The organism is Halobacillus salinarum (assembly GCF_022919095.1).
Lineage (GTDB): Bacteria > Bacillota > Bacilli > Bacillales > Halobacillaceae > Halobacillus_B > Halobacillus_B salinarum.
The window spans coordinates 442,115-468,718 of sequence record NZ_CP095073.1; the positions used below are offsets into that span (position 1 = coordinate 442,115).

Consider the following 26,604-nt stretch of genomic DNA (forward strand, 5'->3'; position numbering starts at 1 on the left):
ATAATGAGGTGATAATATGTCGAATTTTAATTTTTTAAAAACTGAAAAACAATTTCAAGATTTCACAGCAGCTTGCGTGGAGGCGGAAAAAAGCCTCCAAGTTAGCTCTGCTACATGTGCGATTTTAACTCGGCGTGCATTGGAACTTACGGTTAAATGGCTATATAAATCAGACGAAGAATTAAAAATGCCCTATCAAGATAATCTATCAAGCTTAATACACGCACGAACATTTCGAGATGTGATCGATCAAGATTTATTTCCGTTGCTGAAGTATATTATCAAACTAGGTAATGTGGCGGTACATACAAATTCTAAGATAAATAGTGATGAAGCCATTACATCCCTCCGCAATCTTCACCAATTTGTTGATTGGGTGTGCTATTGTTATTCCTTAAATCATATAGAACAATCATTTGATGAAACCATTCTTTATGGTGGAGATGAACCTCGTAAAAGACCAAAAGAGTATCGGGACCTATATGAAAAGTTAAGTACTAAAGATCAAAAGCTCGAAGAAATGATTCAACAAAATCTAACATTACGTAAAGAATTAACTGAAAAGCGAAAAGAGAACACAGAAAACTACAATTATCAGGTCGATCAAATTTCTGAAGATAAAACTCGCAAGTTATTTATTGATGTTGAATTGAAGCTAGCTGGTTGGGAGTTTGGAAAGAATGTAATTGAAGAATATCCTGTTACTGGTATGCCAAATGCATCTAAGGAAGGTTTTATTGATTACGTTTTGCTTGGTGATGATGGCAAGCCGATAGCGGTTGTAGAAGCGAAAAAGACATCAGTGGACTTGTACCGGGGAAAACAACAAGCGAAATTATATGCCGATTGTGTAGAGAGAATGCACGGACAACGACCGGTTATATTCTTTACAAATGGATTTGATACTCGATTATGGGATGATGTTGAATACCCTGAACGAAAAGTATCTGGATTTTACACAAAAGAAGATTTAGAAAAATTAATTTCTCGAAGAACCTTAAAACGCCCTTTAGAGAATATTGAAATAAACGACAACATTACGAATAGGGCTTATCAGAAAGAAGCAATAACAAATGTTGTGGAAGCCATAAGCAATAAAGAAAGAGAATCATTACTCGTGATGGCAACGGGTTCTGGAAAAACACGAACAGCCATTTCTATTGTCGATGTACTTGTACGTCATAATTGGGCGAAGAATATTCTTTTTTTAGCTGATCGGACTGCTCTTGTCAAACAAGCGAAAAATTCATTTAAAGAATTATTACCATCCTTGAGTTTATGTAACTTATTAGATAACAAAGACGACCCTGAACTAAGTCGAATGGTGTTTTCTACATATCCGACAATGATGAATGCGATTGATGAATTGAAACGAAAAGATGGAAATCGACTTTTCACAGTAGGCCATTTTGATTTAATCATAATCGATGAAAGTCACCGTAGTATATACCGTAAATATAAAGCAATATTTGATTATTTTGATAGTCTTCTACTTGGCTTAACGGCTACACCAAAAGATGAAATAGATAAAAACACATACGACATATTCGGTCTTGAGACTGGTAATCCAACATATGCATACGAACTTAGGCAAGCTGTTGATGATGGATACCTTGTAGATTATTATTCGATTGAAACATCATCTAAGATTATAGATGACGGATTGCGTTATGATGACTTATCCGAAAAAGAGAAAGAAGCATATGAGGAAACCTTTGATGATGAAGTTGGTGACGCTATTAGTAGTGACGCCGTTAACAAGTGGTTATTCAATAATCAAACAGTGGATCGTGTGTTAACAGATTTAATGGAAAAAGGCATTAAAGTAGAAGGCGGAGATCGAATCGGAAAAACGGTTATCTTTGCGAAAAACGCAAAGCACGCTAAGCATATAGTGGAGAGGTTCAATAAATTGTATCCACAATATAGTGGCAGCTATTGTAAACAAATCCATTACAGTGTTAATTATGTAGATACACTAATCGATGAATTTTCAACGAAAGATAAACCACCGTATATTGCTGTTTCTGTGGATATGTTGGATACAGGTATTGATATACCGGAAATAGTTAACCTTGTATTTTTCAAAAAAGTACGTTCTAAGTCTAAATTCTGGCAAATGATTGGTCGCGGAACTCGGTTATGTTCGGATCTATTTGGCCCAGGTGAAGATAAGACACATTTTCTTATTTTTGATTATTTACGAAACTTTGAGTTCTTCCGTGAGAATGAAAAAGGTATGGAAGGATCTGTTGTTGTTAGTTTAACCCAACGTTTATTTGAAACGAAACTAGACATAGTTAGACACCTACAACATATTGACTTTCCAGAGGAACCATATATCACGTTCCGTCAATCATTAGTGGAAGAACTTCAAAATGAAGTTGACTTGTTAAACGAGGATCACTTCCAAGTACGAATGCACCTTCAATATATTCACCAATTTAAAAATAAAGCTAATTGGCAGTCATTAACGATTCAAAACGTAAATGACCTCAAAGAACATATTGCACCACTTATTTTATCCAGTGATGACGAAGAAATGGCTAAACGCTTTGATTTAGTGATGTATATGATTATGCTTGCATATACCACCGCAAGTCCAGCAACCAAGCCGATTAACCGTGTTATTAACACAGCTGACAGGTTAAGTGAACTGGGGACTATTCCACAAATTAAAGAGAATAGAGACCTTTTACAACAAGTTCAATCAGATGAATTTTGGCAAGAAGCCAATATTGTTGATTTAGATGAAGTGCGTGAGGTAATGAGAGATTTGGTGAAGTTCTTGGAAAAAGAACATCGTAAAGATTACTATACGAACTTCAAAGATGAATTTGAAGTAATAGCTGAAGGAAAAGGTGATTTTTACGGTGCAAATGATTTACAAAACTATCGTAAAAGAGTCAGTCAATATTTAAAAGAACATCAAGATCAAATGGCAATATATAAATTACATCATAACAAGTCCCTTACTAAACAAGACGTGAAACAATTAGAGCATATTTTATGGGAAGAACTAGGGACAAAAGAAGACTATAATAAAGAGTTTGGTGAGACACCTATTACTAGATTAGTACGTCAAACTGTAGGACTTGATCGTAACTCGGCTTTAGATGCTTTCTCAGAATTTTTGTCAGAAGAAAGATTAAATAGTTACCAAATCAAGTTTGTCAATCATATCGTTGACTATATTGTTTCTAATGGCTACCTAGAGAAGAAAGTATTACGAGAAGATCCATTTCGATCACTTGGCAGTATTACTGAACTATTTGAAGATAAAATCGAGGATGCTAAAGGGATTATTAATGTGATCGATAGGATTAACGAAAATAGCAACTTTACGGAAGGCGCATAATTTAATATTAGGGGTGAGGACATTATTGATAGATTTTATTTATAGTCTGGGGAACTTCGTATTGAAGTCAATAGGTGAAAATGCGGTTGGATTATCATCAATTCTAATATCGATTATTATTGGGGCCACATCAATAAAAATTGCTAGAGATTCATTGGTGTTTAACCAGCGTTCATTTATATTAAAGGACAGTTATGAACCTATTTTAACAGATATAAATAATAATCGTGTAGTGAGGCTAATTTCATCAACAGAGTTTTGTTACGGAAAGTTAAAAGAAGTTAAAGAAAGTTATGTCTATCAAGCTTTTGAAAAAAATGAACAAGAGTTAATAGATGAGGTTTTGGAGTTAGAAAGAAATATAAACATTTTTAAAAATAAATCTAATAACATTTTACACAATATGTTAGTAAAGTTATTAAACAATAATTATAGTGTCGATTCTTTTGAAAAAGAAAAAGGGGAAACGCATAAATTAATTACTGAAGTTTTTATTGGCGATGACAAAGCACAACAAAAGTCGAAAGAAAAGCTAATTGATTTATTCTTAAATAACGGTTTACACGAGCTAGTTTTACTTAATAATGCTGAAAATATTTGGTGTAGAATGCAAGAGTTTTATATTGTTGAAGACTCTAATGGAATTGAACAGGAATTCGTCACACATGAGAAAATGTTTACTCTAGACCACTTATTGAAGAAAAATATAAATCTAGATGAAATAGACATACCACATGTCCGGGAAGAGGAAGTTATCCTTGCTGAAATGGAACGTATAGGAAACCTACTTCAAGACGAATACAAGAATTCTAAGGAATACAAATGTGCATACAATAGTTTCAATAAATTAGTTGATAACATAAACATATTGGAATCGAAATTAATTGGTAGAATACGAAAATTAATAATACCGAAAAAAGGCTGGCTAGAGAAATTCAAGGGTTAGTATAACTAGTGATTAATTTTACAAGAGTTATAAACCTTTGTATTAAACAAATTCTTAAGTTGGATATTATATAAAAGGAGCTGTTTATTTGGAAGAAAGAAGTACAAGTAAATTGTCAGACCATAAATATAAAAAAGGAAAGATTATTACTCCTATGAATTCAATGTTAGGTGATAAGCTTGCCTTGAATTCATGGACAAATGAAAGATTACCAGAGTATCTATGGTTAGGGCTTATATTACACCATTATGGAAGAAAAAAAGGTTTAATAAAAGTTCAAGAAATTCTTTCTTTAATCTCAGGGTTGGAACTAGATGTTAACCAGCCTAAAATATCAATAATCACCAATTTAGATAATCATAAACAGATCGATGTGTACAAAATTATTAATAGTGTCGTAAATTCAAGTATTCTAGCACCTTTAACTATTTTATTACGTGGCGAAAGGTATGAACAATTTAATGAATATTTTTACGATAAAAGTCAAACATTAGATTATAGGATCTCAAAAATAGAAGAGGTGCTTCTTCGCTATTATAATCATCAATCAAATGAAGCAACTGATCTTCGATACCTTGCTATTTGTTTACCTTTATTTAAAGGGAGGGTTAAGTTATTTGAAGGTGTTGAAGGCATGATTGAAGCCTTAAAGAATTATAGTGTTACTGAACATGAAGATGAAAGAATGCGTTTTTACAGGCCAGCAATAAGGTCTTTTGAGGGTATGGAGCTTGAGGAAAAAGACAACACTTTTATTTCTAACTTTTGGAAAGAACTAGGGTTGCTAACAGATTGTAATCCGGTGTATATAAATTACGAGGAACAACAAACAGAGATGAAATTGTTTATTAAAGATACTAGAGAATTATTGGAACATTTAATTTTAGTAAACAAAGAAGAGTTGCTCAAGGAATCAAAGTTTAATGTTTTAATTGGTTCAACAGCGTATATTAAAAAGATCTTTGATGAACTTATAGAAAAAGACTTAGGCAATTCTATTTTAGGAAGACATGCATATAGAACCATTTTAGAAGTTTATATAATGATCAAATACCTTATAAAAAAGGAAGAAGAAAATCCAAATATATTTTTAGATTATCAACTTTATGGAGTTGGTAAATTCAAGCACGTATTATTAAGGTGCAGAGATGGTGAATTAATTAAGGAAGATACGAGCCATATAAAAACACCTATAATACATTCACTAGTGAATGAACCTATGTGGGAAGAATATTTAGATATCGACGTTCGTTATTTTGATACGCAATCTATAAAAAAGAAGTTTGAAGAAGTAGATGAAAAAGAATTATATGATGTGTTCTATGAGTATAATAATAACTATGTACATGGTTTTTGGGGTGCGGTAAGAGAAAGTTCAATGTTGTTCTGTGATAATCCTTTGCATCAATATCATTCACTTCCAGACCTGGAAAATTATCAAAAGTTACCAAATGTTATTAACGATACTCAAGCAATATATAAAAAATATCTTGAAACATTATCAAATATATATGAGTTTCCCGAATGGTTTAAACATAAATATGGGGAATTATCTTATGGAATATAAAAACAAACTATTAAATAAAATACAGGAAGAGTATAAAAGTCTGTTAATTAGATACCAATCAACCATTTTAAAAGAGAATACAGACTCTAATAGTATATTAAGAGTAATAGATGAGGTAAGAATATTTTGGTATAAAAAATTAAATATTATTGATTTTGTAATTGATAAAGAATTCAAAACAACGGAGAACTTATTGCTAACAGGAGCGGTGTATCTGGATACAAAAGAATCCGAACATTACCATTTTAAATTATTTGGTGACTATCATGTGGTAGACGACCCGATATTAAAAATGGAATCATTCTTTAGAGTAAGTGCCGATAAAGATCAAAGAACAACAGATGTGTTTAAGAGAGCTTATAGAGATACTTTAGATGTAGTAAATAATTATCGAGAATCAATTTATATCCTTCCTGTAAACGCTTTATTATCAAAATATGATAAGGATATTAATGATATTCTTAAAGAATTTTTTTGGAGGTTTATGTCTACTGCTCTTAATACTAAGATCGAGAGTGATAAAGACTTTCACGAAAAGTTTAAGTCCATATCTAAAGTTGAGGAAAATATCGATGGATTTATATTAGATAATTTAGTGTACATTGATTCCACTGATTCGCGACTATCCTTAAAGGAGCGGTGTGAGAGATATCAAAAGGAATACTCTCATTTTAATAATTTGTCGCTTACAGAAATATTTATAATAGCCACATATTCATATATTGCACAAACTATTGATATATTGCTAACGTCTTCATCATTAGGTTTTACACCATATATTCGGCATGATGTAACTTTTAGGTACTTTCTATTGTTAAAAGATACTTTTGTGGAAGATGAAAATATCAAAAAGTTAATAGAAAAGACCATTATCTATTATATTATGTATAATACAATTCCTCTAAGTGTACTTACTACAATCAGTTATGATGAGCTTTACAGTCGGCTTAATAATACAAAACTTCTTGATAAGGTACTTGAAAGGCTAAGAGATCTAGATATTGAAATCCTTTATGGTGAAGTAGAAACTATAAAAAAAGTAATTCGTGAAGAAGTAGATAATATTATTGAAAGTCATTAATTTAAATCTAAAGTATTGGCAGGGTAGCTGTTGATTCAACAGCTACCTTTATTCTTTTCTACTTTATTATGATGTTACCCTATTTAACGTTACGGTGAGCCGTATCATAAGTAAATGATTAAATAAAGGTGGACTCTGGCCAAGATAAATAACTTCTCCAAGTTTGAATTCTGATATTAAAAAAACTGCCCAATAATCATAATGGGGAGGTTTTAAGGCGGAAAGAGTATTCACTCAAGCAAAATTGTTTTTATAACCTGACTAAATCCATTTAAATTTTCGTCGTTCCGGAATTTTTTCGAGTGGAAAAGATACCGAGAATAATTGCTAAAACCATTAAGATAACGGTTAATAACAATGTTTTCACATAATATTCATTATCAGTTTGGGCAATGAACTGTACGCCGTAATCTGCTAGTTTCCATGGGGAGATGTGCCAGTATTGACCAATCAAGGATTCAATCATAATAGCAACCGGCAGAACGATAATGGTCACGGCCATTGCGAAAGCTGTCTTAAATAGTGCGCTAAACATAAGAGCGACAGCTACTGAGAATAAAATCCATACACAGTAAGTCAGGACCATTTGAATAAATGCCATCGCCTCAACTGGACCATATAAAATCGATGTATAATACATGCTGCCAGCATAACCTAAAATGGCACTGACCATCCCTAATGCGCCTGCCACAGTCCATTTACTCATAAACAAGGCAATATAGGAAACGGGCCTCACATAGATCAGGGTGGCTGTGCCGTTTTGCCGTTCGCGATTAATCATTCCTGCAGCCGTAATGACAAGCACAATCAGTCCTAAAGATTGGAATTGACCAGTGGAAGCCTTTAGTAGATCTATAGGTGCGTAATCAGGCAATGTAACTGAGAACCCTTCTGGCATATTACCAACAGCGTTTAATATGTCTTCCATATAATAATTCGTTAATGGATCTGAAATACCGAGGAAAATAAAGAGTAATGGCATCCACAAAAATTTATAACTTCTCCAACTCTCACGAAATTCTTTTTGAAGTAGTACAGTGAAAGTTTTCATTGCCCAACCACCTTCATAAAAATTTCTTCTAGAGTCAACGTAACTCGTTCCACTTTTAATATCGTAAATGGCAATTCAATTAGCTGGGACATTAGTTGCTGCATCGTAGGAATGTTATCTATTATTTCAATAAAGACACAATTTTTATCTGCAAGGGTTGGTAATTGTACTTGAGAAGCAAAAAGTAATGCATCGTCTGTACTTGAAAATTGAACCTTAAAGCGGGAGGAATCGAATTTTGCACGTATGTCCTTCAAAGAACCTTGCTCTACTAATTTTCCCTTGTTTAAAAAGAGCAACTGGTCTGTCATTTCCTCGGCGTCATTTAAAATGTGTGTCGAATACAAAATCGTAGATTGCTGCTGCAACTGTTTTAATAAATTTATCATTTCCCGTCTTCCTACTGGGTCAAGAGCGGATACAGGTTCGTCTAGTACAAGAAGCCTTGGTTTGTGGACGATGGCTTGAGCAATGCCAAGCCGTTGTTTCATTCCACCTGAAAAAACTGCAGTTTTTTTAAATAGATCGTTCTTTAACCCAACAAATTCCAACATTTTTTCTGCTTGTTTTTTTGCATCCCTGTTAGGTACACCGTTTAGCTTTGCAGTCATTTCGGTAAATTCTAATGCTGTTAACCAAGGGTAAAAATTAGGGTATTGAGGCAAAAATCCAATTTCCTTCCGGATATCTTGTACATTTTGCATACTAACAGATCCATTCGTTGGTTTTAATAAGCCGGTCAGCATAGATAGAGTAGTCGTTTTTCCGGCACCATTGGGTCCGATTAATGCTGTAGATGTCCCTTCTTCCAGTAGAAATGACAAATCTGAGACTACCTTCTCTGTACCAAAAACCTTTGTAAGATGCTGAACCTTAATCATGAATTTTTTCTTCCAAAAATAAAGTATAAAATGGGTCCAATGGTGTTGACGAATAGGATCACAATAACCCAGAGCCATTTTGGACCGTTTGTAGCATGAATCCGTGCCAAATCGATAAGGGCAAAAATAACCAAAATTATCTGAATAACAATTAATGGGGCGACCAACGCCCAATTGATATCTATCATTATCTATTCACCTCTACCTTTAAGTAGTCTGCCAAATTACGAATCATCGCTTGATAGCTTGGATGTTTTTTTAATGAATCAAATGCTGGATTTTGTACAATCGTTTGAACCAGATCCTTTTTCACTGATTGTTCATCCCGAGGTGCTTCGCTGCTTAATTGAGCTGTATTTTCAATCCACTGCGACAACAAATAGAAGTAGGCATTTCCTTTTAACTTTATGGGAAACTGAATTTTTTTACAAAGCTTTACGTAACTCCGCAACATTTCTATTGCCTGTTCAGATTGACCCTTCAAAGTATAAACTTTGGCTGCCTTGTAATAAAAAATAAGCACGGTATTAAAATTTAGGTTCTCTAAATCAAATAGACGTATAAGTTCTTTAATTTTGTATATCGTTTCATCTATATAATCAGCGTTTTCCAATTCCAGCATCATCGCTTCCGTTGCTTTGGATAAGAGCTGCATTAAGTTTTGATAATAACTGATTTGGATGGTTTCTTTTGCTTTTTCTAAATTTCCAAGCATGTTATGGGCTGTGGAAATAAGATGGTCGGAACCGAATTGTATTTGTACATCCTTTCCAAGCAATGATAATACCTCTTCCGGCTTCCCTTGCTGGAGATATGTGAAAGCTTCCAGCATCGTTGCCTCATTGACTAATGCTAAATCCCCGCTTAAATTTTTTACTCTTGAACTAAGCTGTAGAACACGTTCCAGAATGGACTGTTGGTCGGTAGACTTAGGAAAGTAATTTAAGTAGAGTTGGGCCATCTTAAGAACAAATGGAAAACAAGAATAATACTCACTTAACAGCTCTTCGATAGACTTTTCCACATCTTCAAATGCCTTTTGAGAGAATTGCTGTGCCAGTTGGGTATAGGTTCGGCTGATTTGTTCCTTTGTCAATTGAGGTTTGTACCCTAATAATGTGTCGATAGAAATATTGAAGTAAGTGGCCAGTTTTGGCAATAACGTAATATCCGGATAACTTAGCCCCTTCTCCCATTTAGAAACGGCTGCCCTTGATACGCCTACATGTTCAGCAATTTCTTCTTGAGTGACCTTTAGTTCTTTTCGACGATTTGCAATCATTGTTGAAAATTGAAAGTCTTCCGTCTTCATCAACTCCTCTTACTTTGACTATAAGGTATAAAAACGTGATTTTGTAGCGAATTCAAGTTACATTTTAATACATTTGTCAACTAATAGTTGCCTTTTTATTAGAGGTATATTCGATGGACTTAGTAGAGTAGACCGAACCCTGAGAATAGACCTAAACTCAAGATGGGACCTTCCAATATGGTAGAAGTGATTATGGATAAGGGACCAGTAAATGATTATAAGTAGACGAGAATTCTATAAAGATTGAAAATAAATAAGCTAGACATGCGGCCTTTAAACCATCATAGGACATGTCCAGCTTATTTTTAATTTATAAAAAAGGAGAGAAGCCCGTACAGCTCTTCTCTCCAATAAAAATCTAAGAATGATTCAGTTTAAACGAAATTAAGAAACAGAAAAACCTTCCTCTTCCTTCACGCCATCTTTCGTTGTGAACTCATCAAGCAGCGCACGCACTTCATCGGTAGAGTGGGTACTCATCAGCTGATTCCTCAACTCACTCGCTCCCCGGAATCCACGGACGTAAATCTTAAAAAAGCGGCGAAGCGGTTTGAAGAGCCGTGGCTCCAGTTCTTCGGAATATTTATCATGAAGGTCAAGCTGCAGCCTTAGAAGATCAAGCAGTTCTTCACTCGTATGCTCTTTCTTCTCTGTTTCGAAGCAAAACGGGTTATGAAAGACTCCTCGCCCGATCATCACTCCGTCTATTTCATACTTTTCTGCTAGTTCGAGTCCCTTTTGACGATCAGGAATGTCCCCGTTAATCGTTAGAAGCGTATGAGGGGCAACCTCGTCACGAAGCTTCTTGATCTCTGGAATCAGCTCCCAGTGAGCATCGACATTACTCATTTCTTTTTTCGTACGGAGATGAATGGTCAGGTTGACGATACCCTGTTCAAGGAGATGCTTCAGCCAGCCGTGCCATTCCTCAACTTCCGTATAACCGAGACGGGTTTTCACGCTGACAGGCAGTCCCCCTGCTTTGGCTTCCTGGATGATGTCGGCTGCGACATCAGGACGGCGGATCAGCCCGCAGCCTTTTCCTTTCCCTGCGACATTAGCTACAGGACAACCCATATTAATATCGATGCCGCGAAATCCCATTTCAGCCATACCCATACTCATTTCCCGGAAGTATTCAGGCTTATCTCCCCAAATATGGGCGACGATCGGCTGTTCATCTTCTGTGAACGTCAGACGGCCGCGGACACTGTCTTTTCCTCTCGGGTGACAGTAGCTTTCCGTATTCGTAAACTCTGTAAAAAACACGTCAGGTCTTGCTGCTTCAGTCACGACATGACGAAAAACGACATCGGTCACGGCTTCCATCGGCGCCAACACAAAAAAAGGCCGCGGCAGCTCATGCCAAAAATTATCTTTCATAATATATCTGAACCCTTTCTTAAGGGAAGCCTTGTTCCCAAAATTAAAAAGTGAAAATGCATCTTTCTTATCCATTACCATTTAGGATGGATTTCAACCAAAATATATCATAATAGTATAACACGAAAAGTTCAAGGGAACGAGGTGATTTGACGCATATCTTTCTCTATAACGGTTGAACAAATAAAAATAGAGTGAAGGTAAAGGATTTTTATAAGAATTAGCAGTGAAATGATTAAAAATGAGATAGGGAACACAAGCAATGATTTATTCCCAATATAAATTTTCTTCTTAAAAGATTATGGTAATAATAATTTACGCAAATAAGAAACATTGGATCAATTCTAAAATTTTCATTTTATCCGACACCAAACCAGACCTCTTATTCGATGATAAAAATTAAGAAGGTCTGTTTTTTTATGCCTTCAAACAGAAGGAGTGAGGAAAAATGAATTACTTAAAAGAATTGAACGCATTTTTAGACCAGCTCGAAATGGAGGAACTGTCTTTATCAGCCTCGATGCTGTGGATTTCCTTAATGCACTTCAACAACAAAGTCGGCTGGAGAAAAGAATTCGCGGTTCCGTCACCAACGCTTATGACGAAGGCCCGCTTGACCGAGAGTTCTTTTAAACGTGCGCGCACAGAGTTGAAAGAAAAGGGCTACATTAAGCACACGTTTGTCAACCGTAACCGGGCTCCTTTGTATGAAATGATCTCACGCGTGAACCAGGTTGAGACCGAAGCAGTGGCCGAGAGCATGAACGCTGGAGTGAGCGCAGGAACGGACGCAGGGCTGGGCGCTTTATTTAAAAGAAAAGAACGAAAAAGAAAAGAAGCTGATGAAGGGACCGCGTCTAAGCTCAATCCGCATGATTTTTACCAGCAGAACATCGGATTACTGAGTCCTTTTATTGCCGAACGGATTACGTACTGGTGTACGGAAATGTCTGATGAACTGGTTATTGAATCAATGAGGCGTGCGTTACAGCGGAACAAACGGTTCTTCAACTATTGCGAAGCGATTTTGAGCAGGTGGCAGTCTGCGGGGGTCACCTCCCTCGAAAGTGCCCTGTCTCTAGAGCAGTCATCCAATCAAAAGAAATCAGCTGAAAAAGAATACGACATTTTTGAGGAGATCAGAAAGGAGCGGAATCTATGAACTACCAAGAAGCTGTAGAAGTTTTGAAAACGATCGAAGAAGTGTATGGCGACAAGTTTTCCCTGACGAAACGTAAGGTCAAGATGTTGACGACTCAGCTTGAGAAGATGAACTACAACGCGGTGATGCGGCGTTTAACAGCGCATGTGCTGGACTCGCCATTTCCACCGACCTTATCGGAAATTGCCGTCTATGAAACTCCGGATCATAGGATCTTCGAAAAGATGCAGCAGTGGAAAAAAGAAGCGGCGGAAGTTCCGGAAGAAACGAAGCGGTTGTTTGAAAAGAAGTTCAATGAATTGTTGGAAAAGATGTCCAATGATTAAAAACCAGCAGGCAGAACAATCGGTCATCGGAACTCTCTTAATAGAAGGCTCGCTTATGAATGTTGCAATCCTTTCTCCGGAACATTTTGCCGAGAAAAGGCACGGGATGATTTTTAAGGCAATGAGAACCATCTATGACGCCAATGAGCCTGTGAACATCGTCACGGTGACCACCGCACTGAAAGACAAGATTAAAGAGGTTGGCAACGTGACCTATTTGACAGAGCTTTCGGCTTCCATTCCAACGACTTCCACATTTAAACATCACCAGCGCCTTGTGCTGGAAGCCTATCGTCACAGAAAGGCTCGCGAAGCAGCGGTCCAATACGTGAAAGACCCTGGTGATCAAGCGTACGAGGCATTACGCGTACATATCGAATCCAACCGGGAGCTGGGGAAAGAGAAGAAAGAAAAATCGACTAGAGAAACACTCGTGGAGATCACGCGTGACATGAACACACCTATTAAAGACGGGCTGACCGGTTATTCAACAGGCTATAAGGAGCTGGACCAATTGACGGGCGGGGTGCAGAAAGGGGATTTGATGATCCTAGCCGCGAGACCGTCGATGGGAAAGACCGCCTTTGCCCTCACCCTGGCTGCCCATCATTGTAAGCAGGGTGGCAGCTCCCAGATCTTCAGCCTGGAAATGGGGCAGAAGCCGCTTATGCAGCGGATCATTACGACCGAATCGCTAGTCGATGGACACAAGTGGCGCTCCCGGGATTTTAACAAGCAGGATTACATAGACGTCATGAATATTATTGGACCGATCTCCGAATGGGCGCTCCATATGGATACCCAGGCCCGGACTGTTGGAGATATCCGGGCAAAGATCCGGTCACAGATCCAAAAAGGAAAAAATGATCGCCATCTCGTGATCATTGACTATCTCCAACTGATTTCCTCTGCTGGCCGCTCGGAACGCCGCGACCTCGAGATCGGCCTCATTACAAGAGAACTGAAATTATTAGCCACAGAGCTCGACATCCCGATTATTTTATTGTCCCAATTATCAAGGGGCGTCGAGCAGCGCCAGGATAAGCGGCCGGTGATGTCCGACTTACGGGAATCCGGAAACATTGAACAGGACGCGGATCTTATCGCCTTTTTGTACAGGGCGGACTACTATAAGTGGCAGGACAAGGAAGACGAGATCGAATTGATCATCAGTAAGCAGCGGAATGGTCCGGTAGGGAAAGTAAAGCTCCGATTTCTGAAGGAATATGGCAAGTTTATCGGAGTTCCAACCCAGCTTTCCTTGTCGGTCAGAGAGGATACCAATAACAAAGCTTTTCAGTCTTCTTAGCGGGCAGGAGAAAAGAAAAGTACACCGAATAATAAATCGTTAGAATAAAAGTGCATGGATGGGAGGATTAAAGATTGAAAGAAGCAAGCTATATAGAAGTGGTGTTTGAAAATCTCGAATCGATAATTATCCCGTTGGAACGTTTTCGAAAGCTGGAGTTCGGACCGCTTAAGCCGAATTCTAATAAAGGAGTGGACGAATACGATACAGATGACGTTCATATCCAAATTGGTTATCAGGATATTGACCTCAACTATGACGCTATCAATGATGAGTATCCACTGGGGATGTTTGTTAATAACCCGGCCAGCAATCGTGTTCAGGATCGTCCAAACATTTTAGGACGTCTCCTGGCTCATCAGGACATTATGACTCTAGACTATTTGAATGAGCAGGAAGAGGAAATCGGCAGGGTGTACGTTCCGTGGAATGAAGAAGACGAGGAATCGAATGGATTTATGAAGGTTACAGTCGAGTCTGGATATATTGCTGTGCGTATTAAGCGCTAAAGGGTTTATTTTGAAAGTGTCTATCCCTGCTACTTTTAGGGATAGACACTTTTATCTGTCCATAAGCATTTGCTCTCTATGAATACGATAACACTACTAGTATTTAGAGACGTGCAAAAAATAGAACAGGATTCAAGGTATTAAAATTACATAATTTAACTTTTAGTAGTGTAACTATTATTTTACAATGTTACTAATAAATACATAAGGAGGCGGACCGTGACCCCTTTAAAAATTGGTTGGATAGACTACTCGAGTGAACACAAAAATAAAGTTATGGCTGTTCTCGATTTACTTTCAGATAAAGGTGCCATTGACGAGCTCGGTACCGGATCAATACGAGATGGCTTTGGGGATATATTTTTTCCTGGCACATCTACCATCCAAACCAGGGCGAAATATTTTTTTATCGTTTCTTATCTCTTAATGGAATTAGAAAAAGAACCCCATTCCTCCTATAAAGATTTTCTGGAAGAGCTTGCTCAAAGGGAGGTTGACTTAATTGATACGTTAGTGGAAACGAATGCTGAAGGTGTGATTGGTGCAAGGGCACGCAAAAAATTGAAGCGAAAACCTTCGAGTATTTATTGGAATGGACTTAGAACATTTGAATTTTTTAAGCACGCTCATTTGTCTTTGAATAACTATGCGAAAGCCTTCCTTACTCTTAGGCGCAAACAGGAAGCTGACCGTTCGTTAGGTCATGAGGAGGGAGATATCGTGAATGCGGAAGGAGCGGAATACAATAGTACTTTTTGGCAATGCCTGCTTCCTCCTTTCGATTGGCGTGAGTCTCTTTCTATGGATCTTACTTATCAGGAAGCTGTGTTTATGAAAGAGAAAATACTTACATCCCCTAAATCTAAAGACAGCTTGTTTGCCTTTTTGCTTAAGGAAGAGGCTGAGAAAGTTAGACAAGTCGATAAGTTTGAGGCGATAGGGAAAATGTTTCCATTACCGGATGGTATTCGTCAAGACTATGAGATGGCTGAACGGTTTAGCAAGTTTATTTCTGGTGCGAATATCCGTTACAATGTTCTCCTTTCGAATCATGAAAATAGCGTGGCGCTTGATAAATGGCGGAATTGGCTGGACAGCTCTTTTGTAAAGCATGAGTTTGCCTCTTTTCGTTACAGTGATGTGCTTTTTCGTTTACAAATCTATAACCCATTATTAAAGCGATTTCTTGGTGAGTGGCAAAAGACTGTCCTTTCGGGTCATGAACAGGAGATTGATAAGTTACTGGTGAAGCGTGAAATTGAACTAAAGTCAAAAGATCGTGCCAAATTGTTTAATTCCAAAAATTATGCTTATGAAGATGGCAGCTGGTTAGGGGCAGAAAAGCTTCAGTATCGTTACCCTAATTCTAAAATATTGTTGCAGGACATCTTTGATGGATTGGAGGATGGATATGCTTAAACCGGATACGGATCGGCTAAATTATAGTGATTTGCTACAACCTCCGGCTGGGTATGAGGTGGTCTTTGCTGTAGGGACAACATATTCGTTGGATTTAGAGGCTTTAATTGGAGTTCCAGTGGCGCTTAGTCTATCAGAGGAGATGGATCAAACATTTCAGGATGATCCAATTTATATGCTGGAAGGGTTACGCCAAACCAAAGATCATTTGGCTATCTTTTGTGAAGCCGGCCAAATCAAGGTTCCTCAAAATGGTAACTCCCTTTTTGGACTGATGGAGGATTGTGTATTTGAAGTAGCTTTAGAAAATGAACGTTCGTTTCACCCTAAAATATGGATTATCAAATATCAAGACCAAAAGCAAAACGTTCTGTACCGTCTGATCGTTCTGTCCAGGAATTTGACGTTTGATAGGAGCTGGGACATGGCTCTGGCACTTGAAGGCGAGAGGGAGTCTGAACCGGATGATAGGAATCAACCATTAATTGATTTCTTAAAGTTTCTCCTTCCGCAAACCACTGATCCAATCAAACATCAACAGATTCAAGAAATGGCAGAGGAGCTTCCATATATCCGCTTTGATTCTGGAGATAAACATATCCCTGATTTTCACTTTCATCCTTTAGGTATTAATGGTTATGATTGGGAAGATACTGGCATATTTGAAACCTATCATCATCTCATCATCATGTCACCATTTATAAGCGAAGCGATTATATCAAAATTGAAGGAATACGCTTTGACAGATGCCACACAAGTTTTAATAACAAGAAGATCCGAATTATTTAAGCTAACCGAAGACTTGCTTAATTTCTTTGATATCTATGTTCTTAAGGATACGATCATTGAAGGGGAAGGGGTTGTCAGTGAAGATGACTTCTATAACCTCTCACAGCTTCAGGACATTCATGCTAAATTTTACGCCAGATCCAAATATAATCAACATCATCTCTATATTGGCTCTGCAAACAGTTCAACGAATGCGTTTGAAGGGAATGTGGAATTCCTATTACAGCTTCAATATAAGAAATACGGATTTAAGCTAATTGATTTACTTGATGATTTCTTTGGGGAAGAAGAGGCAGAAAATCCTTTTGAAAAAATCGACCATCTCCCTGAGGAAAAAGAGACAGAAACCGACCTTCAGGATCAGCTGCAAAAAGCAATTAAATCCGTGTGCCGCACAAATGCCCAGGGTTATGTAGAGAAAGAAAGTGAAGACTATACCATCCATCTTTCGTTTGAATCCATTCCGGAAGACGTTGATTTTACCATTGGACCTCTTTTAAGTAAGAAAAAGTATCAGCTGGAACACAAGGTGATACTTGATAAACTTCAGCTTCTTGAGATTGGGGAGTTTTATGTCGTTAAAGCACAAATGGGCGAGGAAGTTATGGGACGTGTTATCAAAATCCCAACACAAGGAATACCTGATGAACGCGAACAGGCTATTTTCCGTTCCATCATTAACAACCCTGTCGCCTTCTTGCAATATGTCGCTTTTTTATTATCCGATGATTTTCTCTTAGCTGCTTTAGAACAAATGGAACAAAATAATAATAAAGGATTTGTAGATTGGAATAGTTCAGCGGGGCAATATCCAATATTATATGAAAATATGTTGAAAGCAGCGTCGAGGACACCTGAAAAAATGGAAGACATTCTTCATGTTATGGAGCTTATTAATGATGATGTCGTTATTCCTGATCAGTTCTTCCGTTTGTATGAAACCTTCAATAATGCTACAAAGATGGTGAAAAAATGATTGATTTAGATCAAAAAGAAGAAGAAATTCTTTTTGGATTAAAGGACTTTCAAAAAGCAACGGTGCAACGAGTCTATGACTTACTGACTCATGGTTATACACGGGTATTAGTTGCAGATGAGGTCGGCCTTGGGAAGACAATGATTGCTAGAGGAGCTATAGCAAAAATTGCAAGGTATCATAAAGAAAATTTAAATGATCCCTTATTTAAAGTAGTATATGTGTGTTCCAACCAAAACATTGCGAGGCAGAACATACAAAAACTCCAAATTGATGAGAAAGTGAAGTTAGAGAATTCTTCTGATACCAGGCTTTCTATGCAGCACTTGAAAATATATGAGAATAATTACGATCAATCTTTGAAAGACAGGTACATTCAATTGACACCATTAACACCATCTACATCGTTTACAATGACTTCTGGCTGTGGGAGCGCAGCAGAACGTGCGTTAATCTTTGCTTTATTAAAGAATTTCCACCGTTTTCAAGGTATGTTGAATGAGCTTGATGTACTGCTAATGGATACTGCAACAAAGAGCTGGAGCCGGTATAAAGAAGATTACATCCGCAGGGTTTATGAAGTCAATAAGAGCAGTGGAGGAGAATATGTAGAATCGATGTTATTTAACATCGATTCATATCTAAGTAAAGATTCGTCTTTCTATACTGAAATTGAAGAAGTCTGTAACAAGATAATGTTAGGGGAACAAGGGTTTCGTAAAGAAGCTACTCTTGTCATACATAAACTGCGGAAAATGATGGCGGAGATTAGTGTAGATATTATGGATCCTGATCTGGTCATTATGGATGAATTCCAACGGTTTCCCGAATTGGTGAATGCCGATGGCGAGAGCGAAACCGCATTGTTAGCGAAAAAATTTTTTAATAGTCCAAATGCTTCTCACGAGCAAAAAGTAAAAATACTGTTACTCTCAGCCACTCCATATAAATTATATTCGACCTTAGAAGAAATCAATGAAGCTGGGGAAGACGAACATTATCAAGAGTTTTTACAGGTCACGCGCTTTTTGTTTGAACACCACCCTCAGCATAAACAGCACTTTGAACGCGTGTGGGAGGATTTTTCTACTTCGTTACGATTGTTTACTCAGATGGATATTGCCATTTTACAAGCGAAAAAACAGGAGGCGGAGGAGAGTTTATATAAAGGGATTGCCAGAACGGAACGAACAAGGGTAGATGGATCCAATGAGCTGATAAAATCTTCGGTCATTCCATTAGAAATAACAAAAGAAGATGTGCTCTCCTATATCTTCATGGATCGAATGCTCGAAGAAATAGGGCTTACGGAAAAAGTACCAGTTGAATATGTGAAATCTGCCCCTTACTTAATGTCCTTTATGGACCACTATAAATTAAAACAAAAAATTACTCAGTATGTAAAAAAACACCCTAATCAAATCGCTATGGTGAATAAATCAAATTTATGGTTAAAGAAATCCATTATTAATAATTACAAAGTATTGCCGGAATCAAATGCGCGGCTTGCTAAAATCAAAGAATTTGCTTTGCCTAAAAACGCAGAAAGGTTACTATGGGTTCCACCTTCCTTACCTTATTATGAGTCTGCTGGATGTTACGAAGAAATGGAAGATTTTTCAAAGCTGCTCATCTTCTCTGCATGGGAGATGGTACCCAGAGCCGTATCTACGATGGTGTCATACGAGGCAGAACGTTTAACCGTGGGGGAGCTTGTAAAACGGACCTCTAAAAGGAAAAAAAGAAAAAGTATGAGGTATTTTTCTGAACGACGCTTTCCTCAACCTCGTCTGTCCTTTTCAATGAAAAATAAAGCTCCTGTGAACATGAACCATTTAGTTCTATTGTACCCGTCCATGGCGTTATCCAGATTGTTTGATCCTGCGGACGTATTGAAAAGAAGATTAACCTTAAGTGAGATCAAATTGGAAATTGGAGAACAAATAGAGAGACTTCTAGATAATTTGCCTCATTATTCAGGAGGACCTTCTTCGAGGGAAGATGAGAGATGGTATTATTTAGCGCCGCTATTATTTGATAAGCAGGAAGCTGTCGTACAAGAATGGTTCAGAAGCTATTCGCTGCTGGATAATGAGAAGAAGGACGTTGGTGATCAAGCTGCCCTTACACAGCATCTGGAAGCTCTTCGTTCTGTTTTTCATAGCGAGGGACTAATTGAGCTTGGCAGACAGCCGGAGGACTTAAAAGAAGTACTTGTAAACATGGTGATTGGCGCCCCTGGTGTTTGTGCCTTAAGAATGCTCGGAAACTTTGAAAGAGCCCCTTTTTCTCAAGTCGTGGGTCTTGCGAAAACCCTGATAGACCGTATGAATACGCAGGAAGCAATCTCTATCGTTGATTTAGAATACGGTTCGAAAAGAGGGGGAAGTCGTGTCCCTCATTGGAAAAATGTACTTCGTTATTGCGTAGATGGAAACATACAAGCAATGCTGGATGAATACTCTCACATGTTAGTTGAAGAATCAGGTATTAAAAATATGGAGAGTTATGAAAACAATGAACAGTTAATTCATTTAATGATGACAGCCCTCAATACGCACACAGCAAGCTATAATGTGGATACCTATGAGAGCTTTAAAAATCGAGCCCACAACAGAAATGATAAGCATCAGTCGATGAAAATACGAACTAATTATGCCGTTGGATTCGCTGGACAAAGAAATGAAGAAACTGCCCATAACCGGAAACAAAATGTCAGGCTCGCCTTTAATTCACCCTTTAGACCCTTTGTATTAACCACAACATCCGTAGGGCAAGAAGGATTGGATTTTCATTATTATTGTAGAAGAATTGCCCATTGGAACCTACCACCTAATCCCGTGGATTTAGAGCAACGTGAGGGGCGAATTAATAGATATAAAAGCTTTGCCATAAGGAAAAATATTGCGAAAAGGTATGGAGACCTTCCATTCAAATCGGATGTGTGGGAAGAAATGTTCAGTAAAGCGAATGAGCAAGAAAGAGATGAACATACTCCTGAGCTCGTGCCATTTTGGTCGCTGTCCAACCATCAGGAAATAAAATTAGAGCGAATTGTTCCGGTTTATCCATTTAGTAAAGACGAGGCTAAATATGATCGTCTCATGAAAATTATGCAGCTCTACCGTTTGAGCTTAGGACAGGCTCGGCAAGAGGAATTGCTCGAATATTTGTTTGAGCATCAAGTAGAGAAAGAGAAACTGGAAGATTTATTTATGAATTTGAGTCCTTTTTATAAACAAGTAAGAAATCGCAGCATGTTGTTTCAAAGTTAATTTTGCAATTGATCAGCCAGTTTCCCAGAATGGAGTGATTATGTAGCTTAGTTCCTAAATTAAGAAACATGCATGTGATATATTAATAATCTATTAATTAAGCCCCAAAAGAAAGAATCTTCTTTTGGGGCTTTTACAGCTTAGCTTAATAATGACACTTAAGGAAAAAGAAAGAAGCACTAGCGATTTAGATTAACAAATTGAGCTCTGACTTTTTTATCCGCCTGAAATCGTTTATAATTGTAAGAGAATGGTGATTTTTTCAACGATAAAACGGTACCATAGATAAATTAGATATAAATGGATAACAAGAAAAGGGATTTCAAGGCATTTTTTCTGCAAATTTCATGGATTAAGGATGGTTAATATGAGCAACAGCAGAGAAACGAAAACAGACGTGATCTTAATTGGCGCGGGAATTATGAGCGCGACGCTGGGGGCGCTCCTGAAAGAATTAGCCCCGGACTGGAACGTGAAAGTATTTGAGAAGCTCGATAAGAATGGGGAAGAAAGCTCTAACGAGTGGAACAATGCAGGGACAGGTCATGCGGCACTTTGTGAATTAAATTACACAAAAGAAAAGCCGGATGGATCGATTGATATGTCAAAAGCGATCAAAACGAACGAACAATTTCAGGTTTCCAAGCAGTTCTGGTCTTATCTCGTTCAAACCGGGCAGCTGAAGGATCCTCAGGAATTTATTCGACCGCTCCCTCATATGAGCTTAGTGTTTGGCGAAGATAATGTAAGCTTTCTAAAGAAGCGTCACGAAACGATGACGAGCAACCCGCTGTTTAAAGGGATGGAATTTTCCGATGATCCTGAGAAACTAAAGGAATGGATTCCGCTTATTATGAAGGACCGCACCTTAAATGAGCCGGTAGCAGCGACAAAAATGGATACAGGGACAGACGTGAACTTCGGCGAGCTGACCCGTAAGCTGTTTACGAACTTAGACGGAAGAAATGTAGAGGTTAATTACAAGCACAGCGTCGAAGGCTTAAAACGCTCAGAAGATGGCTCGTGGAACGTGAAGGTGAAAAACCTTGAGAATGGTGAGACCTCTTTACACAATGCGAATTTTGTCTTTATCGGCGGAGGCGGAGGCGCCCTGCATATGCTGCAAAAGTCAGGCATACCAGAAGGAAAAGGCTTCGGCGGCTTCCCAGTCAGCGGCCAGTTTATGGTCTGCAACAACCCGGAAGTGATCAAGCAGCACGAAGCAAAAGTGTACGGAAAAGCGCCGGTCGGAGCACCGCCGATGTCCGTGCCACACCTGGACACAAGGTATATTGACGGAAATAAATCACTGTTATTTGGACCGTTTGCCGGTTTTTCACCAAGGTTCTTAAAACATGGATCTCTGTTTGATTTGTTTACATCCATCAAGCCGGATAACCTCCTTAACATGATAGGGGCAGGGGTGAAAGAGATGGCACTGACAAAATACTTGATCCAGCAAGTGCTGCAGACAAAAGAGCAGCGCATGGAAGCGATCCGCGAGTTTATTCCGAACGCAAAAAGTGAGGACTGGGATTTAGTCGTCGCCGGTCAGCGCGTGCAGGTCATTAAAGAAACAAAAGAAGGCGGCAAGGGCACCCTGCAGTTTGGTACCGAAGTCGTGAATTCTGCAGATGGATCCATCGCCGCGTTGCTTGGAGCTTCCCCTGGTGCTTCTACAGCAGTTCAGGTCATGCTGGATATCTTGAAAAGGTGTTTCCCGCAGCAAATCGAGGAATGGGAGCCAAAAATCAAAGAAATGATTCCTTCCTATGGCAAGTTGCTTATGGACAATCCGAAACTTCTTAATGAGGTTCATGCGTCAGCTTCTGAGAAGTTGGGTCTTAATCCTAAGGAGCCTGTCCGTAGTTAATAATTGAATACTAAATAAAAAAAAGGACCTTTCATCTTATTTTTCAAGAATGAAAGGTCCTTTTTTTCTAAATACTAACTGCTATTATTTTCAGATTATTCTTCGTTATTGGCTATGGGTTATAATGGCATTAGAACTTTAAAAATAAAGGAGCGATTTTATGAACTTCAACCTAAACGAAGCCATTGAAATACTCGAACAAACCCCAAAAACCTTGGAATCTTACTTAGCCAATTTATCTCAAGGCTGGATGACGAGCAGCGAAGGTGAAGGCACTTGGAATCCGGTGGAAGTCATCGACCATTTGATTGAATGCGAAAAGCACAACTTTATTCCGAGGCTGCAGTTCATCCTTGAAGCAGGGGAGGGAGAAGCCTTTCCTCCGTTTGACCGGTTTGCGCATTTAAACCAGTCAGAAGAGAGAACGCTTGGCGAGAGATTTTCTGAGTTTCAAACACTGCGGACTGAAAACATTGCTAAGCTGAAGGAACTTGTGGATTCTGATGAGGTGCTGGAAAAGACGGGCTCCCACCCGGCGCTCGGCACGGTAAAAGTCAGGGAGCTTGTATCGACCTGGGCGGTTCATGACCTGACGCACATTTCGCAGATCACACGGGTGTTGGCGGAGCGGTACAGGAAAGATGTCGGTCCGTGGGTTGAATTTTTAGGAGTTCTCAAATAATGATCCAACAGCTTCGCCCGCTTAAAAACGGGCGGAGCTGTTTTTTTAGTTTTCCTCATCTAATATCTTCTGCGCAAGCTTCACTAATTCCTCTGCCTCTTTTTCAAATGCTGTGTCTTTCCACGATTGCATAAGAGACAGGCTCACACTTTCCAGCAAGAAACTCCGCGGGTTCGGGGTTTCAAGCTCTGTCAGCAGGAACTGGATCGAGGCATGATCTTTCTCCGTGCCCTCTTCATCAATCCTGGTGCTAAGTTCCTCGACTGCCGAACGCATCTGCCTCATCGAATCTCTCGCTGCCCGGGCGGCGGGTGCGCCGAGCCAGTCTGCCGGGAAGAAAAGATCTTCATTCTTTGTCTGGTCGGGAATCATTGATTTCACGCGCTTCATCGCGTAGCGAATTACTTTTTCGGTGTCAAAATCCTTCGCCGAGCCCATTTTCCATACGTGCATCAGATGATGGATAATGCCGGTGAAGATCACCGCATGGTCAAACGTGTAGGGCTTTGCTTGAGAAGGATATAAATCGCCGAGGCGCTTCGCGATCCACTTGAGCTCGCTCTGGTGCTGGTCCTTCATAAACGATTTCAGCTCTTCGTCTTCGGAAAACGACACCGATTCAAACACGGTCAACAGGTGGTGGCGGCGGTTCATGATCAGCCGGACGGCCATCTGCTCGATGAACACCTCTTCGTCATCCTTTGCTTTGCCGGTCGCGAGCTCTTTCCGTTTCGCGTCCACTTCATCCCGGATCGCTTCTAAAATAGCCCGCAGGCATTCGTTCTTGGAATTGAAGTAATTATAGAAGGTTCCCTTCGCGATCCCGGCTTGATCGAGGATATCCTGGATCGAGGTCGCGGCGAATCCTTTTTCAATAAATAATTGGTGGGCGGCTTCTTTGATCTGGTCTCTTTTTTTGCTCATGATGTCTCCTTTTTGGACTGTTGGTCTAGTTTTATTTTAGCTTGTAAGTGCTTTTATATCAATGGTTTTATTTTATTGTAAAAAACTTGTTGCTTTTTTTAGACTACCGGTATAGAATAAGAAAGCAGTTTAAAAAACGGGAAAGAAGGTCTGATGATGTCAGATATTCAATCAATACAAAAGAAACCGCCTTATGGTATGATTGCCATTTTATTTATAGGTGCGTTTGTCGCTATTTTAAATGAAACGTTATTAAATATTGCTTTGCCATCGATCATGAAGGAATTCGACGTGAACGCTACCGCCGTCCAGTGGCTGTCCACCGGCTATATGCTCGTGAACGGCATCTTGATTCCGGCCAGTGCGTTTTTCATCCAGCGTTTTAATGATAAGAAATTGTTCATTACCGCGATGTCGTTGTTTACGCTCGGAACGTTCATGGCGAGTATCGCTCCTGCCTTCGGCGTTCTGCTTGTGGCACGGATGATCCAGGCGTCCGGTTCCGCGATTATGATGCCGCTCTTAATGAACGTCATGCTTACTGCTTTTCCAGTGGAAAAACGGGGAGCGGCGATGGGAACGTTCGGTCTTGTGATGATTACCGCTCCTGCGATCGGCCCGACGTTATCCGGCTGGATCATCGAGCACTATACGTGGAGAACGTTGTTTGATATCGTGCTTCCGATTGCCGTCCTTACCGTGATCGTTGCGATTTTCAAACTGAAAGACGTAACGCCGCAGCGTGCGATCAAGCTTGACGTCTTTTCACTCGTCCTTTCAAGCATCGGCTTTGGCGGCCTGTTGTACGGCTTCAGCTCAGCCGGCGATAAAGGCTGGGACAGTCCGTACGTATACGGAACGATTGTAGTGGGTGCGATTGCGTTAGTGACGTTTATTCTCCGCCAGCTGCGCATGGACGATCCAATGCTTGAGTTCAGAATTTATAAATATCCGATGTTTGCTTTATCGTCTGCGATTATGATCGTGATTTCGGTTGCGATGTTCTCGGCGATGATTCTGATGCCGATTTACGTCCAGACGATCCGCGGCATTTCACCGTTCCACTCCGGATTATTAATGCTTCCGGGTGCGATTGTGATGGGAATCATGTCGCCGATTACCGGGAAGCTGTTTGACAAATACGGAGCGCGTACGCTTGCCGTTATTGGTCTTACGATTACGGTTGTCACTTCCTTCTACTTTAGTAGAATCGGCATGGATACACCGTATTCAACGCTGATCCTGCTTTACACGTTCCGCATGTTCGGCATGGCGATGGTCATGATGCCGGTGATGACGAACGGCTTGAACCAGCTGCCGGCGAAAAACAACCCGCACGGAACAGCGATGAACAATACGCTTCAGCAGGTTTCCGGCGCGATTGGTTCGGCGTTACTGATTACGGTCATGAACCGGCGCACGGAGTCTTCTGCAAAGGATCTTGCGGAAGAAGCGATGGCGAATGTCGATCCGAACGCGGCTCAGCCGTCTGCTGAGGCTGCCGCTGCAGCGAAGCTCCAGATCGCGCATGAAGCCATGCTTCACGGCATTAATTTTACGTTTATGATTTCTGCCTTGATCGCTGGTGTCGCGCTCGTCCTTGCTTTCTTTATGAAACGGTCGAAGCCTGCGAAAGAAGAAGATAACAAGGAAGTTGTCGTTGAGCCAGGTCAGGTAGCAGCTGAATAATAGATTGAAAGAGACAGGGAAATCGCTCCCTGTCTTTTTTTTGTTGTGGTTGATGATGGTCGACAGAGCCCATATACTTAGTATCAATACAT

General features: G+C 39.3%; 20 protein-coding genes. 14 read left to right on the forward strand and 6 right to left on the reverse strand.

The window, feature by feature from the left end:
• Positions 1-16: 16 nt before the first annotated feature.
• From MUN89_RS02460 to MUN89_RS02475, 4 genes are all read left to right on the forward strand, one after another.
• Positions 17-3,358 carry a DEAD/DEAH box helicase family protein gene (locus MUN89_RS02460; protein WP_244711109.1) on the forward strand — a complete coding sequence of 1,114 codons (3,342 nt, stop codon included), beginning with the start codon at positions 17-19 and terminating at the stop codon, positions 3,356-3,358.
• A gap of 61 nt (positions 3,359-3,419) precedes the next feature.
• Complete coding sequence (locus MUN89_RS02465) at positions 3,420-4,304, forward strand: hypothetical protein (RefSeq protein WP_244711110.1); 885 nt, start codon at positions 3,420-3,422, stop codon at positions 4,302-4,304.
• Between the two features lie 88 nt (positions 4,305-4,392).
• On the forward strand, positions 4,393-5,871 hold the full coding sequence (locus MUN89_RS02470) for a DUF5677 domain-containing protein (protein ID WP_244711111.1): 1,479 nt from the start codon (positions 4,393-4,395) through the stop codon (positions 5,869-5,871).
• Positions 5,861-6,952 carry a hypothetical protein gene (locus MUN89_RS02475; RefSeq protein ID WP_244711112.1) on the forward strand — a complete coding sequence of 364 codons (1,092 nt, stop codon included), beginning with the start codon at positions 5,861-5,863 and terminating at the stop codon, positions 6,950-6,952. Before MUN89_RS02470 ends, MUN89_RS02475 begins: the two co-directional genes overlap by 11 nt.
• Positions 6,953-7,223: 271 nt before the next feature.
• On the opposite strand, the gene MUN89_RS02480 is transcribed toward MUN89_RS02475, so the two are convergent.
• The 5 genes from MUN89_RS02480 to MUN89_RS02500 all read right to left on the reverse strand — a co-directional run bounded on the left by MUN89_RS02480 (position 7,224) and on the right by MUN89_RS02500 (position 11,579).
• Positions 7,224-8,003, reverse strand: coding sequence for an ABC transporter permease (locus tag MUN89_RS02480; RefSeq protein WP_244711114.1), 780 nt, complete (start codon positions 8,001-8,003; stop codon positions 7,224-7,226).
• Positions 8,000-8,884 carry an ABC transporter ATP-binding protein gene (locus tag MUN89_RS02485; protein WP_244711116.1) on the reverse strand — a complete coding sequence of 295 codons (885 nt, stop codon included), beginning with the start codon at positions 8,882-8,884 and terminating at the stop codon, positions 8,000-8,002. Before MUN89_RS02485 ends, MUN89_RS02480 begins: the two co-directional genes overlap by 4 nt.
• Entirely contained in the window at positions 8,881-9,072 is a 192-nt protein-coding gene (locus MUN89_RS02490; RefSeq protein WP_244711118.1) for a PLD nuclease N-terminal domain-containing protein, read from the reverse strand. Before MUN89_RS02490 ends, MUN89_RS02485 begins: the two co-directional genes overlap by 4 nt.
• Complete coding sequence (locus tag MUN89_RS02495) at positions 9,072-10,196, reverse strand: helix-turn-helix domain-containing protein (protein WP_244711119.1); 1,125 nt, start codon at positions 10,194-10,196, stop codon at positions 9,072-9,074. The genes MUN89_RS02490 and MUN89_RS02495 overlap by 1 nt, the downstream gene beginning before the upstream one ends.
• 384 nt (positions 10,197-10,580) lie before the next feature.
• The gene (locus MUN89_RS02500; protein WP_244711121.1) at positions 10,581-11,579 is read right to left on the reverse strand and encodes a tRNA dihydrouridine synthase; all 999 of its coding nucleotides are present in this window, start codon (positions 11,577-11,579) and stop codon (positions 10,581-10,583) included.
• Positions 11,580-12,027: 448 nt separating this feature from the next.
• Between MUN89_RS02500 and MUN89_RS02505 the strand changes: the two genes are divergently transcribed.
• The 9 genes from MUN89_RS02505 (at position 12,028) to MUN89_RS02545 (ending at position 23,899) form a co-directional block, all read left to right on the forward strand.
• On the forward strand, positions 12,028-12,741 hold the full coding sequence (locus MUN89_RS02505) for a DnaD domain-containing protein (protein WP_244711122.1): 714 nt from the start codon (positions 12,028-12,030) through the stop codon (positions 12,739-12,741).
• Positions 12,738-13,067, forward strand: coding sequence for a replicative helicase loader/inhibitor (locus tag MUN89_RS02510; RefSeq protein WP_244711124.1), 330 nt, complete (start codon positions 12,738-12,740; stop codon positions 13,065-13,067). Before MUN89_RS02505 ends, MUN89_RS02510 begins: the two co-directional genes overlap by 4 nt.
• On the forward strand, positions 13,060-14,376 hold the full coding sequence (gene dnaB, locus MUN89_RS02515) for a replicative DNA helicase (RefSeq protein WP_244711126.1): 1,317 nt from the start codon (positions 13,060-13,062) through the stop codon (positions 14,374-14,376). Before MUN89_RS02510 ends, dnaB begins: the two co-directional genes overlap by 8 nt.
• Before the next feature lie 74 nt (positions 14,377-14,450).
• Positions 14,451-14,885, forward strand: coding sequence for a hypothetical protein (locus MUN89_RS02520; RefSeq protein ID WP_244711128.1), 435 nt, complete (start codon positions 14,451-14,453; stop codon positions 14,883-14,885).
• Positions 14,886-15,104: 219 nt separating this feature from the next.
• Positions 15,105-16,304, forward strand: a complete 1,200-nt coding sequence (locus tag MUN89_RS02525; protein ID WP_244711130.1) for a DUF6361 family protein — start codon at positions 15,105-15,107, stop codon at positions 16,302-16,304.
• Complete coding sequence (locus MUN89_RS02530) at positions 16,297-18,069, forward strand: phospholipase D family protein (RefSeq protein ID WP_244711132.1); 1,773 nt, start codon at positions 16,297-16,299, stop codon at positions 18,067-18,069. Before MUN89_RS02525 ends, MUN89_RS02530 begins: the two co-directional genes overlap by 8 nt.
• Entirely contained in the window at positions 18,066-21,344 is a 3,279-nt protein-coding gene (locus tag MUN89_RS02535; protein ID WP_244711134.1) for a helicase C-terminal domain-containing protein, read from the forward strand. The genes MUN89_RS02530 and MUN89_RS02535 overlap by 4 nt, the downstream gene beginning before the upstream one ends.
• Before the next feature lie 358 nt (positions 21,345-21,702).
• Positions 21,703-23,217, forward strand: a complete 1,515-nt coding sequence (locus MUN89_RS02540) for a malate:quinone oxidoreductase (RefSeq protein ID WP_244711135.1) — start codon at positions 21,703-21,705, stop codon at positions 23,215-23,217.
• A 160-nt stretch (positions 23,218-23,377) separates the two neighbouring features.
• Positions 23,378-23,899: a DinB family protein gene (locus tag MUN89_RS02545; RefSeq protein WP_244711137.1), complete on the forward strand. Its 522-nt coding sequence runs from the start codon at positions 23,378-23,380 to the stop codon at positions 23,897-23,899.
• Positions 23,900-23,944: 45 nt separating this feature from the next.
• Here MUN89_RS02545 and MUN89_RS02550 read toward each other — a convergent pair whose 3' ends face one another.
• Positions 23,945-24,823, reverse strand: a complete 879-nt coding sequence (locus MUN89_RS02550) for a TetR/AcrR family transcriptional regulator (RefSeq protein WP_244711138.1) — start codon at positions 24,821-24,823, stop codon at positions 23,945-23,947.
• Positions 24,824-24,979: 156 nt separating this feature from the next.
• Here MUN89_RS02550 and MUN89_RS02555 point away from each other — a divergent pair, with 156 nt between their 5' ends.
• Positions 24,980-26,512: a DHA2 family efflux MFS transporter permease subunit gene (locus MUN89_RS02555; protein ID WP_244713540.1), complete on the forward strand. Its 1,533-nt coding sequence runs from the start codon at positions 24,980-24,982 to the stop codon at positions 26,510-26,512.
• Positions 26,513-26,604: the final 92 nt, after the last annotated feature.